General features: G+C 41.4%; 17 protein-coding genes. 6 read left to right on the forward strand and 11 right to left on the reverse strand.

Going from position 1 to position 13,431, the window contains the following annotated elements; translation table 11 throughout:
- The first annotated feature begins 119 nt into the window (after window positions 1-119).
- On the forward strand, window positions 120-623 hold the full coding sequence (locus OTG27_RS08985; protein WP_034313999.1) for a hypothetical protein: 504 nt from the start codon (window positions 120-122) through the stop codon (window positions 621-623).
- Between the two features lie 62 nt (window positions 624-685).
- Here OTG27_RS08985 and OTG27_RS08990 read toward each other — a convergent pair whose 3' ends face one another.
- Window positions 686-2,017 carry a PhoH family protein gene (locus OTG27_RS08990; protein ID WP_268936734.1) on the reverse strand — a complete coding sequence of 444 codons (1,332 nt, stop codon included), beginning with the start codon at window positions 2,015-2,017 and terminating at the stop codon, window positions 686-688.
- Between the two features lie 260 nt (window positions 2,018-2,277).
- Here OTG27_RS08990 and OTG27_RS08995 point away from each other — a divergent pair, with 260 nt between their 5' ends.
- The 3 genes from OTG27_RS08995 to OTG27_RS09005 all read left to right on the forward strand — a co-directional run bounded on the left by OTG27_RS08995 (window position 2,278) and on the right by OTG27_RS09005 (window position 3,638).
- Window positions 2,278-2,877 (forward strand): YhcN/YlaJ family sporulation lipoprotein, encoded by a 600-nt coding sequence (locus OTG27_RS08995; protein WP_082854691.1) that lies wholly within the window; start codon window positions 2,278-2,280, stop codon window positions 2,875-2,877.
- Between the two features lie 145 nt (window positions 2,878-3,022).
- A complete protein-coding gene (locus tag OTG27_RS09000) occupies window positions 3,023-3,223 on the forward strand; it encodes a YlaI family protein (protein WP_072272690.1) in 201 nt (66 codons plus the stop codon).
- Window positions 3,207-3,638 carry a hypothetical protein gene (locus OTG27_RS09005; RefSeq protein ID WP_052137470.1) on the forward strand — a complete coding sequence of 144 codons (432 nt, stop codon included), beginning with the start codon at window positions 3,207-3,209 and terminating at the stop codon, window positions 3,636-3,638. The genes OTG27_RS09000 and OTG27_RS09005 overlap by 17 nt, the downstream gene beginning before the upstream one ends.
- Window positions 3,639-3,675: 37 nt before the next feature.
- Here OTG27_RS09005 and OTG27_RS09010 read toward each other — a convergent pair whose 3' ends face one another.
- The 3 genes from OTG27_RS09010 to typA are packed head-to-tail and all read right to left on the reverse strand — an operon-like array spanning window position 3,676 to window position 6,143.
- The gene (locus tag OTG27_RS09010) at window positions 3,676-3,960 is read right to left on the reverse strand and encodes a hypothetical protein (RefSeq protein ID WP_034315418.1); all 285 of its coding nucleotides are present in this window, start codon (window positions 3,958-3,960) and stop codon (window positions 3,676-3,678) included.
- 4 nt (window positions 3,961-3,964) lie between these two features.
- Entirely contained in the window at window positions 3,965-4,273 is a 309-nt protein-coding gene (locus tag OTG27_RS09015; RefSeq protein ID WP_268936735.1) for a YlaH-like family protein, read from the reverse strand.
- Between the two features lie 22 nt (window positions 4,274-4,295).
- Window positions 4,296-6,143 (reverse strand): translational GTPase TypA, encoded by a 1,848-nt coding sequence (typA, locus tag OTG27_RS09020; RefSeq protein ID WP_057278467.1) that lies wholly within the window; start codon window positions 6,141-6,143, stop codon window positions 4,296-4,298.
- Window positions 6,144-6,267: 124 nt separating this feature from the next.
- Here typA and OTG27_RS09025 point away from each other — a divergent pair, with 124 nt between their 5' ends.
- The gene (locus tag OTG27_RS09025) at window positions 6,268-6,450 is read left to right on the forward strand and encodes a YlaF family protein (RefSeq protein ID WP_057278468.1); all 183 of its coding nucleotides are present in this window, start codon (window positions 6,268-6,270) and stop codon (window positions 6,448-6,450) included.
- Between the two features lie 88 nt (window positions 6,451-6,538).
- Here the strand turns inward: OTG27_RS09025 and OTG27_RS09030 are convergent, their stop codons facing one another.
- On the reverse strand, window positions 6,539-7,342 hold the full coding sequence (locus tag OTG27_RS09030; RefSeq protein ID WP_063576932.1) for an inositol monophosphatase family protein: 804 nt from the start codon (window positions 7,340-7,342) through the stop codon (window positions 6,539-6,541).
- 392 nt (window positions 7,343-7,734) lie between these two features.
- Window positions 7,735-7,932: a hypothetical protein gene (locus OTG27_RS09035; protein WP_034314018.1), complete on the reverse strand. Its 198-nt coding sequence runs from the start codon at window positions 7,930-7,932 to the stop codon at window positions 7,735-7,737.
- Between the two features lie 194 nt (window positions 7,933-8,126).
- Here OTG27_RS09035 and OTG27_RS09040 point away from each other — a divergent pair, with 194 nt between their 5' ends.
- Entirely contained in the window at window positions 8,127-8,747 is a 621-nt protein-coding gene (locus OTG27_RS09040) for a YktB family protein (protein ID WP_096338294.1), read from the forward strand.
- Window positions 8,748-9,001: 254 nt separating this feature from the next.
- Here the strand turns inward: OTG27_RS09040 and trpA are convergent, their stop codons facing one another.
- From trpA to trpD, 5 genes are read right to left on the reverse strand one after another with little or no spacing between them, the layout of a single operon-like run.
- Entirely contained in the window at window positions 9,002-9,781 is a 780-nt protein-coding gene (trpA, locus tag OTG27_RS09045) for a tryptophan synthase subunit alpha (RefSeq protein ID WP_098865207.1), read from the reverse strand.
- Window positions 9,774-10,979 (reverse strand): tryptophan synthase subunit beta, encoded by a 1,206-nt coding sequence (gene trpB, locus OTG27_RS09050; RefSeq protein WP_063576935.1) that lies wholly within the window; start codon window positions 10,977-10,979, stop codon window positions 9,774-9,776. Before trpB ends, trpA begins: the two co-directional genes overlap by 8 nt.
- A 4-nt stretch (window positions 10,980-10,983) precedes the next feature.
- Entirely contained in the window at window positions 10,984-11,598 is a 615-nt protein-coding gene (locus tag OTG27_RS09055) for a phosphoribosylanthranilate isomerase (RefSeq protein ID WP_053534304.1), read from the reverse strand.
- Between the two features lie 10 nt (window positions 11,599-11,608).
- Window positions 11,609-12,385: an indole-3-glycerol phosphate synthase TrpC gene (gene trpC / locus OTG27_RS09060; RefSeq protein ID WP_268936736.1), complete on the reverse strand. Its 777-nt coding sequence runs from the start codon at window positions 12,383-12,385 to the stop codon at window positions 11,609-11,611.
- Window positions 12,385-13,407 (reverse strand): anthranilate phosphoribosyltransferase, encoded by a 1,023-nt coding sequence (gene trpD, locus OTG27_RS09065; RefSeq protein ID WP_268936737.1) that lies wholly within the window; start codon window positions 13,405-13,407, stop codon window positions 12,385-12,387. Before trpD ends, trpC begins: the two co-directional genes overlap by 1 nt.
- Between the last annotated feature and the right edge of the window lie 24 nt (window positions 13,408-13,431).

Genomic DNA, 13,431 nt, shown 5'->3' on the forward strand with positions numbered 1-13,431 from the left:
ACATGATCACCTCTCAAATGGATTACCCAGCCATGGAATTTGTTCACCATCTTGAAGATGTGACATTTCTATTATAATTGATTATAATCATTAAAGAGCAACAGAAAGGAATGAGATATTTGGAACCCATCGTATTTATAAATGGAAAAGTGAAATATCCAATTACGCTAGATCCTGGAGTATGGATTTTTGATGACCGTAAAGTTGAAATCGATACATATTTCCACGCTGAAAGAGTCCAAGTCAATGAATTAGAAGAATATACGATTGCCGCCTCCAAACATTGGCAAAAAGAAATACAGGAAGGCGCAATAATGCCACCCACAATAAAAACGGAACGAAAGTTCGAGAAGCAAAGATTGCTGGAAGGGACTTTCGGCATCCCTTTTGAACCGTTTTTAAAAAATGCCGAACCTGAAAATGGGGTGACCGAAGTCATCGTTACAACCGATGATGAGGAGCTTACATTCCCGTTGGCAACGGCACTTGAATTTTTCCTGGGCTTTTCCAAGGATGGAAAGCCGCTTAAAATATCCGAAGGCGGCCCTCTGGAAATTTATTTCGGAGACGCTTCCAACATCAATGATCCGATAAAAAATGTACGGTCTTTCACCGTTAAATAAGACTTCGTTCATCCTTGCCAAAAACTTTGGCAATCGGCAAGGGAAACCCCTTGCCGATTGCATTATAAAAGTGTAGCTGCCAGTTGTGCCAATCCCGATCTTTCCCCTTTTATCAATTTAACATGGCCGGCTATACGCTCGGTCTTGAATTTTTCCACAACATAGGTCAAACCATTATTATATTCATCTAAATAAGGATGATCTATTTGCTCCGGGTCCCCCATCAAGACAATTTTGCTCCGTTCCCCGACCCTCGTCAAGATTGTCTTGACCTCATGTTTCGTTAAGTTCTGCGCTTCATCGATGATGATGAACTGATCCGGTATGCTCCTTCCCCTGATATAGGTGAGGGCTTCAACTTCGATCGAACTCATTCCTGCTAAAATCGCATCCAATTCCCCAGGTTTTTTCGTATTGAACAGAAATTGGAGATTATCAAAAATAGGCTGCATCCATGGTCTTAATTTTTCTTCTTTTTCCCCAGGCAGATAACCAATATCTTTACCGACCGGAACAATGGGCCTGGCAACCAAAAGTTTCTTATATTGTGACAGATCTTCAGTTTGCATCAATCCTGTTGCCAATGCCAATAAAGTCTTGCCTGTCCCCGCCTTACCAATGAGCGTCACAAGCTGGATATCCGAACGAAGCAACAAATCAAGGGCCATGGTCTGCTGGACATTTCTCGGTTTAATTCCCCAAATATGCTCCCCTTCATACATCAATTTCTTGACTAGCCTGCAGTTCTCATCCACTATCCCAATCGCCGAAGCTGAACTGCCCAGCGTGTCCATCATCAATAGGAATTGATTTGGGTAATATGCATCTTTTGTCAGTTCTTCCAGTGAAAGAAAGCTTTTTTCATAAAACTTATTCAGGTTATCAATCGATACATACACTTCTTTGTGCCCAGCGTATATATGATCCAGTTCTACAACGCGATCATTTAAAAAATCCTCTGCCTCTAGACCGATGGCGTCAGCTTTAACCCTGACGAGAGTATCTTTGCTAACCAGAATGACCGTTTTTCCATCTTCCTTCGTCTCTTCTTCCAAAGATAAATTTTTCGCGACTGCCAATATCCTGTTATCATTCGTTTTTTCAACAAAAATTTCCTGAAGTTTGTGAAATGAACGGTGGTTGAGTTCAATCCTTATGCTGCCTCCATTATGAAGCGGAATGCTCTGATGCAGCTTTCCTTTTTCACGAAAACTATCGATCAATTTCGATACTTGCCTGGCATTCCTTCCGATTTCATCCATATACCTTTTTTTTGAATCCAATTCTTCTAATACGACTGCTGGAATGACAACTTCATTATCTTCGAATGAATAAATCGAATACGGATCCTGCAACAGGACATTCGTATCTAAAACATAGATTTTTTTCCCCAATATGACGCCTCCTGCCTGCTCTATAGGATATGTCTTACCATTTACTACACTCAGCAGTTATGTAGCGGACGAGACTGTTGATAAAATATATGTTCCTTTGCATAAAGATAGAAGAACATTTACAGACTATAAAGAAAACTTCCAGCAAAGAATGCCATCCCAACATTGATTACACCATGTTTCACTGCATGTAATAATGGCAACAGACTTGGTCGGTGGCGGACAGGCTGGAACCAAAGAACATATAAGGAGGTTGTACATTGCAAAAAATCATATTGTCGCTCGCTGCTGTTCTGTTGATGTCAGGTTGCGCAACGGATAATAAAAATGAAGTGTCTGAAAATAATGCGCAAAACAATATAACGAAAGTCAATAATACGACCATTAAGGAAACAGACAGGAATACAGGTCAGCAAACTGCGGAAAGACTTACCGGTTTGGCTAAGTCCATTCCAGAGGTGAACGATGCCACCGCAGTCGTACTTGGCAAATTCGCCATCGTCGGAATAGATATCGACCAAGATATTGAGCGTTCACAGGTTGGAACGATAAAGTACTCAGTCGGAGAAACTTTAAAACATGATCCTGACGGTGCTAATGCAATCATCGTCGCTGACCCGGATTTAAATGAGCGGATCAGGGAGGTAGCCAAAGATATTAAAGACGGCAAACCGGTAACAGGGATCCTAAATGAACTCGCTGACATCACAAGCCGAGTCATCCCGGAGGTTCCTGGTGATATTTTAACCCCAACGCCATCTAAGAACATCGAAAAGGAAAAAAATAAACTTGATGATGATACGGAAAGAAAAGAACTCGATAAAGAGCAAAATGATCAATCCAATCATTTTAAAGATTGAATTTACCCGACCCGAAATGAATCTTCGGGTCTTTTTCATATCCAACAATCAACGTTCAACTGTTAGTTTCACTTTATCCTCGTTTTACCATAAAAATATTGGTATACTTAAAAGCATATTCAAATTGAAGTGAGGTTCAACTAATATGAAGGTTAAATGTGTAATATGCGATCAAATTGAATCTATACCTGACGATAGCCCAGAAGCGAAGAAACTTCGAAACCGTCCTATACATACCTATATGTGCAATACATGCAACCAACGCATAGAAGAGCGTACGAACGAGCGGATTGCTACCGGTAACTTCCGTCTTTATCGGACGATCAAAAATGAAGATGAGTGGTAGAACATTTCATAAAGTTACTCTGATTGGCCTGATCAATGGACTTCTGCTTGGATGGATAATGAAGTGGGTCGAAATGCTATCCGGTAAACAAGTGTATAAGCTTTTATTGAATGTGGATTTCCTCCCCCTAATGGGAGCGGTTTCCTGGAGTGAGGAATCATTATTCTTTTTCCACCTCCTTTTCTCACTGGCAATTACGTATAGTTACGTTTATTTTCTACATCCTTTGAAAGTTTTCAGGAAATGGAACAAATACGCACTTGCTTTTATCACGATCATTCCAGCCATCATGCTTTACTTCCCATTATCGGCGCTGTCAAAAACAGAAGTTGTCCTTCCTTCTGATTTGACAGCTTTCTTTTTGTGGACAATCTTACATCTTTTTTATGGACTTTCCCTCCCTAAAGCAATATAAAAAGAACCGTGCGTAAATCGCACGGTTCTTTTTATCATTACTCGATATTTTTATACTTTTCTGGCTCTAACTGAATTTGGTCTAACATGATATCAATCAATTCAATCGGGTAACGCTGCTTTTTCATTTCGTCTCCCAAAAGGTACTCGACGAAATAAAAAGGTTCTGTTTTTGTAACCGAATCGATTATCACCTGATGATCGTCTTTCAGCATCTGCATGAAAAACATTTCTGTATCGCGTGCAGCTGAATCATCAGGCCTTGCATCACAGACAACTTTGATCGTCAACCAATTGTATAAAGCATCCTGTAATGATTTCATCATCTTAAGCCTGTTCTTCTTTTCTCAAATTATGAAGACGGATCCTATAAATCCCCAGAACAAGCGAAGCGATGACTAATGCCTCCCCCATAGGGAGAAATACCGCAAAGAAAGAAAGAAGGGTACATCCAAGTGCCATTACCACATAAATGACCACATTTTTTAGCAATGGTAACTTTTTGGCAAAACCTAACTGATAGACAAGGATGCATAATCCAAAGACCGTCAAATATAAATACCACATTCCTGCTTCAGGATTTTCATCCACTCTGTACAATGCTGCAAAAAATGATAATCGCTCTTGGATATCCAATCTTTTCTCCTCCTCTAGCTATTTATTTTTCTTCAATAGCAACTTTTTTTCTTTTAGCTGCTCTTTCACGCTCGTTTTTATCTAGAATTTTTTTACGAAGGCGGATTGAATCCGGAGTTACTTCACAGTACTCGTCATCGTTCAAATATTCCAGAGCTTCCTCAAGGGACATGATTCTTGGTTTTTTCATGGAAGAAGTTTGGTCTTTATTTGCTGAACGCATATTTGTCATTTGTTTCGCTTTAACGATATTAACAGTCAAATCGCTATCACGGTTATGTTCCCCGACGATCATGCCTTCATAAATATCCGTACCTGGCTCAACGAAAATAACACCGCGGTCTTCTACTTGCATAATACCGTATTGTGTTGTTTTTCCTGATTCCATGGATACAAGTACACCTTGGCGTCTTCCGCCGACTTGACCTTGTGCCATTGGTTGATAGCTGTCAAATGAATGGTTCATGATACCATATCCGCGTGTAATCGTTAAGAACTCAGTTGAATAGCCAATAAGTCCGCGAGCTGGGATCGTGAACAGTAAACGAACTTGACCGCTTCCGCTGTTGATCATATCCAATAATTCACCTTTACGGGCTCCCATTGATTCCATGATCGAACCAGTGTGCTCCTCAGGTACGTCGATTTGTACACGTTCAACCGGCTCACAACGGACACCATCAATCAAACGAACGATAACTTCCGGTTTAGAAACTTGCAGTTCATAACCTTCACGTCTCATGTTTTCGATCAGGATGGAAAGGTGAAGCTCCCCACGACCTGAAACAATCCAGACATCCGGAGAATCAGTATTTTCGACTCTTAAGCTGACATCAGTCTGCAATTGGTTTTTCAAACGCTCTTCAATTTTACGAGCTGTGACGAATTTACCTTCACGGCCTGCGAATGGGCTGTTATTTACAAGGAAAGTCATTTGTAATGTTGGCTCATCGATACGTAGAATTGGAAGGGCATCAGGATGTTCAGTCGGACAAACCGTTTCCCCTACGTTAATATCTTCCATACCTGAAACGGCAATTAAATCACCGGCAACGGCTTCTTGGATTTCAACTTTCTTCAAGCCAATATAACCAAAAATTTTCGTTACACGGAATTGTTTAACCTTTCCATCAAGCTTCATTAATGAAACTTGTTGACCTACATGCATTTTACCGCGGAATACACGGCCAACCCCGATACGTCCTACATAATCATTATAGTCAAGTAAAGCCACTTGGAATTGAAGCGGTTCATCTGAGTTATCAATTGGTGCAGGGATCGTTTCGACGATTGTTTCGAAAAGTGGGGTCATGTCTTTTTCTTGTTTAGCAGGATCTGAATCCAAGCTCGCAGTACCAGCGATACCTGAAGTGAAGACAACTGGGAAGTCTAATTGTTCTTCTTCAGCTCCTAGTTCGATGAATAAGTCAATTACTTCATCGACCACTTCATTTGGACGTGCAGAATCTTTATCGATTTTGTTCACGACAACGATTGGCGTGATCTTTTGTTCCAATGCTTTTTTCAACACGAAGCGAGTTTGCGGCATACAGCCTTCATATGCATCAACAACAAGAAGAACGCCATCGACCATTTTCATGATCCGTTCCACTTCACCACCAAAGTCGGCATGACCAGGTGTATCCAAAATATTGATTCTTGTATCTTGGTATTGAACTGCTGTATTTTTCGCAAGAATCGTAATTCCGCGTTCTTTTTCAATCGCATTAGAATCCATCGCACGTTCTTCCACATGTTCATTTTCACGGAAAGTACCAGATTGCTTTAGCAACTGATCCACTAACGTCGTTTTACCATGGTCAACGTGAGCAATGATGGCTATATTACGAATATTTTCTCTTAATTTCAAAAAATTCACTCCTAAAAAAGTTTGTGTAAAACGTATCACTAGTATTAACTTACATATTATATCACAAACATACTAGAAACAAATACAGAAATTATGTACAATAGATATATTAGGGGTGATATTCATGAACATTAAATGGAATTTCTTAATATTAGCGGTATTGGCAACATCATGCATTGGCTCCATTGGCATCTTCATTGCTGAAAAAAGCTTGATTGGAATATTAGCTGCAATCGTTATTCTTTGCGGAATCATGGGGTTCGGTTTCACCCAGAAGAAGAAATTACGTGAAGCCGGGAAGTTATAATATAAAAAACTCGCTGGCAGACAGCGAGTTTTTTTTGTTAATTATTTCTATCCGGGACTTTTATCATGGCCGCAATCAGTCCTTGATACTAGCGGCTGGAGTTTCCTGATAAGTATTTGTCAAATATTTCTTTGTGCAGCCCTGGTTTTGATACGAAAAGTGAGTCGCCTTTTAAAAAATCCAATTTGTCACCTTTCATATTACTAACTTCCCCGCCCACTTCCTCGACCAGTAAAACTCCCCCGGCAAAGTCCCAAGGCATGAGTCTCATGGTTATGTATGCATCAATCCTCCCAGCGGCCACGAATGCCAGCTCCAACGCTGCCGAGCCATAAGAACGTGTTCCTCTTGCATCCCGGACCAGCGGCGCCAAAAGACTCGGGTCGATCCTCCGGTTTTCCGTTACCCAGCTTGCATTAATGGAAATGATCGCCTTGCTTACCGACGCCTCTTCAAGAGATGGGAGCCTTTGATCATTCAGAAATGCTCCTTGTCCCTTAATCGCATGATATAATTCATCACTAAAGACATCATAAACCATGCCAATCTTTCCGATGCCATCCACATAAATCCCAAGAGAAATCGCAAAATTCCTCTGTTGATGAATGAAGTTCAAAGTTCCATCAATTGGATCGATGATCCACACCGTACCTTTTAGGTCTTTAATATCATTGCCCATTCCCTCTTCACCAAAAATGCGGTGTTCTGGAAAAGCTTCGCCGATTTTTTCGCAAAAAAACTTTTCTATCCCCTTATCCATATTAGTTACCAAATCATTCGGATTCGTTTTCATTTCAATATTCAACTTGGTTTTGAAGGACGCCCTTAGCCTATTACCGGCTTCTTTCATCCATAACTTCGCATATGTATCCATTTCCTTGACCGATGCCATTATAATATCCCCGTCCTTTATGATCAGAAACTACATTAAAATGATCCTCTTTTAAAGATTAAAGCAAATATAGCTTGCCTTCAAGCTTTTAACATCTTAAATTTTCCATTTTTTTAACTGATGAGGAAAGAAGTTTCCTTGACTGCCCATCCATTAATCGTAATCATGATTTAGCCAGAAGAATATTCTCCCTTACTTGACGTTCCCCTTCCTTATTAAAGGGACTCGAGACCAAATGAAATTCCACCTTATATATATTGGACATTTAATGAAAAACGGACACATTATTTTTTAATAAAATAAAGTGTCCGTTATCTATAATAAAATTCCTTGTATTGAAATTGATTCATTTCCTTAATTCATTCTCCTTCAAGGTCTCTGCAGCCAATCATTTACAAGGCTTTCAGTTTCAACAATTCCAAGCGGATGCGTTCTAGTCTTTGCTTGCATTGTGACCTCTTTTGGTCATTCTCTTCACCGATTGCTTCAAAAAGGGTTGCTAATTCATAGTCCATTTCCATTCTTAACACTGCAGCTCTATGTCTTTCAACTTCTTTAGCTTTTAATGCTTGGTTCATGACTTGTTTCATAATTAACATTCTCCCTTCGTTAATTAACGTAATTTTCTGAATTTATATTATCATATGACTTCCTACCTCAAATAGCAACTAATTTGTGTTATAACCTATAAGGAATTTTACATTGCCAACCTGAATCGTATTTTTTAAATTTTACTTTTACTTATGCTACAATATGTGCAGATATTACGGTAGGAGAGATGAAAATGAATATAGCAAGTTTTACAGCAGATGATTTTGATGTTTTTAAAATTGATGGATTGGAACCGCGCATGGATGCTTTAAAAGAACGGATCCAGCCTAAATTGCAAGCCTTAGGAGAGCACTTTTCTCAAAAGCTCTCAGTTATGACCGGCGATGAAATGCACCCTCATGTTGCAAAGCATGCTAGACGGACAGTGAATCCCCCTAATGATACATGGGTTGCTTTTGCTGCCAATAGCAGAGGTTATAAAATGATGCCGCATTTCCAAATCGGGTTATGGGAAACGCATATGTTCATCTGGTATGCCGTCATTTACGAAGCCCCTAATAAAATGGAAATCGGAAAGCATCTGGAGCAGCAGGCAGACCGATTGGTGAATAGCATTCCCTCCCATTATGTTTGGTCAATGGACCATACAAAACCTGATGTCATCCCTCATGATGGTCTTGGAGTAGATGATTTGAATTCAATGTTCACCCGTTTGCAAACGGTAAAGAAAGCCGAAATCCTATGCGGTATAAAAATCTCCCGTGATGACGCTATTAAGTTAAAAGATGATGATTTCATTGAAACCATTCAAGATGCGTTTGAACATCTTTTACCCTTATATCAATTAAATTAAACACATTGATTCCTATTCGGATCCAACAATAACTGGATAATATAAAAGGAGAGCCAAAGAGCTCTCCTCAAACTGTAGGCAAACTCGATAATCATTGGGTTTGTCTACAGTTTTTTAGGTTTTTAAAAATTTGACCGTTGCCTCCAGGACTCGCTTTTCCGCCAGAGTCTCGTACACCCGCCCCAATCAACTATGTTTTAAGTTAGAACTCCTTTTGCCTATAAACTAAGGGCAGCCTGGGAGTCTCTCCATCCCTATTTTTGCACTAAACCTTTGCTTGCTTGAATCAAGTCTCTAATTCGGTCTTCCTTGCCTGTCTCGAAGCATTCGATGATCTTGCTGCCGACAATGACTCCATCGCAGTATTGTATGGCATCACGGATATGTTCTGGAGTCGATATGCCGAACCCGGCAAGAACGGGAACCGGACTTATCTCTTTTACTTTCTTTAAATAGCCTCCAAGTTCTTCTCCGAAAGCGTCGCGGGCACCTGTGATGCCTTTGACTGTAACTGCGTAGATGAAGCCCTCCGCCCCTGCGGTTATCTCAGTGATGCGCTCCTGCGGAGACGTGAGTGTCACAAGTCGGATAAGAACGATCCCTGCAGTTTTGATCGATGAAAAGATGGCTTCTTCTTCAATCGGTAAATCGGGGATGATGCACCCGGAAATTCCTGCTTGAAGACAGTCAGCCGTAAACTCTTTAAGTCCATAAGCCAGGATTGAATTCGTATATCCCATTAAAATAATGGGGATGTTCACATCATTTTTGATTTCCATTACTTTTTTCAGGACATCTTTTAAAGTTGTTCCATTTTTCAAAGAACGGATTCCAGCTTGTTGGATAACAGGTCCATCAGCGACAGGGTCAGAGAAAGGTATTCCTAGTTCAACGGCAGTCGCCCCGCTGTTTTCAAGGAAAAGAAGCTGGCTCTTTAACCGATCAAGACCTCCATCACCTGCCATGATATATGGTATGAATGCTTTTTCCTGCTTTGTTTGGCATTCTTCAAGCGCATTTGTTAATTTATTCATGTTCACTACCCCCCATCAATGATTGGACCGTTTCAACATCCTTATCACCACGGCCGGACAGGCAAATCACCAGTCCTGTTCCTTTCTCCATTTCTTTAGCAAGCTTTAAACCATAGGAAATGGCATGTGAACTTTCTAAAGCGGGAATGATCCCCTCCTCCCTTGAAAGCATCGCTAGGGCTTCCAGGGCTTCATCATCGGTTACAGAAGTATATTCCACCCGATTCGTATCTTTTAAGTAACTATGTTCAGGCCCTACCCCTGGATAATCCAGCCCTGCCGAAATAGAATGTGCCTCCTGGATCTGACCGTCCTCGTTCTGCAAAACATACATGAATGCCCCGTGGAGCACCCCAGGTTTCCCTTTCGTCAAACTTGAAGCATGCAACGGTGTATTAAGCCCATGCCCTGCCGCTTCCACTCCGTATAACTTTACCGTTTCGTCCTCAATGAAGGGATAAAACATCCCCATTGCATTACTTCCTCCGCCTATGCATGCAACTATTGCATCCGGCAGGGAATGAACCGCCTCAGAATATTGACGTTTTGTTTCATTCCCTATCACGCTTTGAAAATCACGGACAATTACGGGGAATGGGTGCGGACCAAGAACTGATCCCATTATATAATGGGTGTCATCCACATTAGCCACCCAATATCGTAACGCTTCATTTACTGCATCCTTCAGTGTCCCGCTTCCTTGTGATACAGATATGACCTTGGCTCCCAAAAGCTCCATCCTGAATACATTCAATTTCTGTCTCCTGATATCTTCTTCCCCCATAAAGATGATGCATTCCAACTTCAGCAAAGCACACACAGTCGCCGTTGCAACCCCATGCTGTCCTGCACCCGTTTCGGCAATCACTTTTTTCTTGCCCATTTTCTGAGTCAGCAAAGCCTGGCCGATCGTATTATTTATTTTGTGGGCTCCAGTATGATTCAAGTCTTCGCGCTTCAGATAAATGTCTGCACCGCCAGCCAGTCTCGTTAAGTTCTCCGCAAAATAAAGAGGGGTTTCCCGACCGATATATTGTTTCAGGTAATAACTTAGCTGCCTTTGGAATTCTGGATCATTTTTAGATTGTTCATATACTTCTTCAAGCTCCGTAATCGCCGCCATTAAAGTTTCTGGAACGAAGCGGCCTCCATATGCTCCAAAATGTCCAGTTTTATCAGGCTGTGTATAAGTATTCATCTATTCATTCCTCTTTTCCGGCTGTATTTTTTGCCTCATTGATAAATGCTTTCATTTTTACAGCATCTTTTAATCCGTTTGTTTCAACACCACTTGCTACGTCAACTGCGAATGGTGAAACGGCATTAATCGCTTTTCCGACATTTTCCGGAGTCAGCCCACCGGCTAGAATTACCTTCTCCAGTGGCAGATCAGCTTTTCGAATCATATCCCAATCCAAAGTCAATCCCTTGCCGGATGCGCTCTTAGGAAGATCGACCAATAGATAATCCGCTGGGTATTCATGCAGGTTTTCAAGGTCTTTCTCTGAATGGATGGCAAAGGCCTTGATCACCGGCAGGGGCATTCTGCGGGCAAAGCTGGCAGACTCGTTACCATGAAGCTGAATATAATCCAATCCCGCAATTTCAGCACTTTTTATCACTTCTTGTTCAGTTTGATTGGCAAACACTCCGACCTTTTTAACATGGCCAGCTAGATTCGCTCCGAAATCTCCTACTATCTCCGGCTCAACCTTCCTGCTGCTCTCGGCAAAAATGAAACCAATGAAGTCTGCCCCGGAACTAACAGCAGTCTGAGCAGCTGCCAAAGTCTTTATCCCACAGATTTTCACTAACATATTAATCTCCTTATATACTCATTTGCAGTTCGGCCATCTTGTGCGGAAGATTTGATGCAGTCATGAGTGTCTCCCCGACCAAAACAGCTTTTGCACCAGCATCCTTTACACGCATCACATCTTCTTTTGTTTTGATCCCACTTTCACTGATAATGATATGGCGTTTGGGATCAAGCAACTTCGCCAGTCGTTCCGTTACAGCCAAATCCACTTTGAAGGTCTTTAAATTCCGATTGTTAATCCCTATGAGCTCTGCATTCAGCTTTAGAGCACGTTCCAGTTCGCCTTCATCATGGACTTCCGTCAATACTTCAAGCCCTTTCTTTTTTGCATATTGATATAATTCATGAAGGCGTTCTTTAGAAAGTGCTGCCACAATCAATAGAATGATAGTCGCACCTGCTCGATGGGCCCGATCGATTTGGATTTCATCGATGATGAAATCTTTGCACAACCTGGGAATTTGTATAGCCTCGCTTACGTTTCTCAAATCTGCAATGGATCCTTTAAAGAAAACCTCATCCGTCAATACGGATATCGCTGCAGCTCCGCCACTTTCATATGAAAGGGCCTGCTCGATCGGATTTACATTGATTTTAATATCCCCCTTTGAAGGGGAAGCCCGTTTTATTTCCGCGATGACCGCCATCGATTTAGCCGTTTTCAAATTTTCCACCAAAGATGGTCTGACTATGTTGATCATGACCGAATCATCTAAGGCCCTTTCTTTTAATTTTGCGACTTCCACCTTTTTCTGTTCGATGATTTTCGTTAAGATATTTTCCATTACATGACCACCTTATTTCTATTGCCATAAGCAATCAGATTTTCTAACTTTGCAAGAGCCGATCCGCTATCAATGCTTTCTTTGGCCATGGAGATTCCTTTTTTGATCGTTGCTGCCGTACCATGTGCGTATAATCCCAATCCGGCATTCAATAAAACGGTATCACGATATGCACCTTTTTCACCTTTGAGAAGCCTAAGCATGATATCGGCATTTTGTTTGGCGTCACCACCACGGATGGCATCATTTCCGTAAACAGGCAGATCCACTTCTTCAGGATGCAGCGTAAATGGGATAATATCTCCTTGCTCCAAAAGGACGAGTGAGTTTTCACCCTGCAGGCTCGCTTCATCCATGAACCCGGCACCATTTATCACGACTGCGCGTTTTCTGCCCAATTTATGCAGGACTTCCGCAAAAAGCTCAAGCATATCGCGTCGATTAATTCCCATTAATTGCGTGTCGAGCTGGACTGGATTTGTCAGAGGACCGATAAGATTAAATATCGTCGGGATTTTCAGTTCTTTTCTCACTTTCATTATTCTTGCAATATTAGGGTGAACAGATGGGGCAAATAAGAATGTGATCCCATTTTCCTCCAACAGTTCCTTTAACATGTCAGGCTCCAAGTACAAATTAACGCCTAATGCTTCCAATACATCCGCACTTCCCGTTTTGCTTGAAATGCTGCGATTTCCATGTTTGGCAACCTTGACACCGGCCCCAGCAAGCACGAAGGCCGATGCTGTGCTTATATTGAAGCTTTGTGACCCATCTCCTCCCGTTCCGCAATTATCCATTACATTAAGGGAGCTTGTTTGTACACTTCTTGCTTCTTTTCTCATGACTCTGACAAGGCTTGCTATTTCACCTGCAGTTTCCCCTTTGGCTTTTAAGGCAATGATGAATGCTGCCATCTCGCTTTCGGAAATATCTTTAGAAAATAACGATTGGGCTGCTCTGCTCATCTCTTCTTCCGTCAATGTTTGACGCTCTGCTAACTTCACTAAATACTCCTTCACCGCTAACTCCCCCAGTCGTTTTTT

The organism is Peribacillus sp. AS_2, assembly GCF_026891895.1.
Classification (GTDB): Bacteria; Bacillota; Bacilli; order Bacillales; family DSM-1321; genus Peribacillus; species Peribacillus frigoritolerans.

Coding starts and splice junctions, on each gene's coding strand:
- trpA (WP_098865207.1), bottom strand. CDS start 9,781: ATGAATAAATTAACAAATGCGCTTGAAGAATGCCAAACAAAGCAGGAA.
- OTG27_RS09030 (WP_063576932.1), bottom strand. CDS start 7,342: ATGGCATCGGTCAAGGAAATGGATACATATGCGAAGTTATGGATGAAA.
- OTG27_RS09025 (WP_057278468.1), top strand. CDS start 6,268: ATGAACATTAAATGGAATTTCTTAATATTAGCGGTATTGGCAACATCA.
- OTG27_RS09010 (WP_034315418.1), bottom strand. CDS start 3,960: ATGAAATCATTACAGGATGCTTTATACAATTGGTTGACGATCAAAGTT.
- trpB (WP_063576935.1), bottom strand. CDS start 10,979: ATGAATACTTATACACAGCCTGATAAAACTGGACATTTTGGAGCATAT.
- OTG27_RS09005 (WP_052137470.1), top strand. CDS start 3,207: ATGAAGATGAGTGGTAGAACATTTCATAAAGTTACTCTGATTGGCCTG.
- OTG27_RS09000 (WP_072272690.1), top strand. CDS start 3,023: ATGAAGGTTAAATGTGTAATATGCGATCAAATTGAATCTATACCTGAC.
- OTG27_RS09055 (WP_053534304.1), bottom strand. CDS start 11,598: ATGTTAGTGAAAATCTGTGGGATAAAGACTTTGGCAGCTGCTCAGACT.
- OTG27_RS09035 (WP_034314018.1), bottom strand. CDS start 7,932: ATGAAACAAGTCATGAACCAAGCATTAAAAGCTAAAGAAGTTGAAAGA.
- OTG27_RS09040 (WP_096338294.1), top strand. CDS start 8,127: ATGAATATAGCAAGTTTTACAGCAGATGATTTTGATGTTTTTAAAATT.
- trpC (WP_268936736.1), bottom strand. CDS start 12,385: ATGGAAAATATCTTAACGAAAATCATCGAACAGAAAAAGGTGGAAGTC.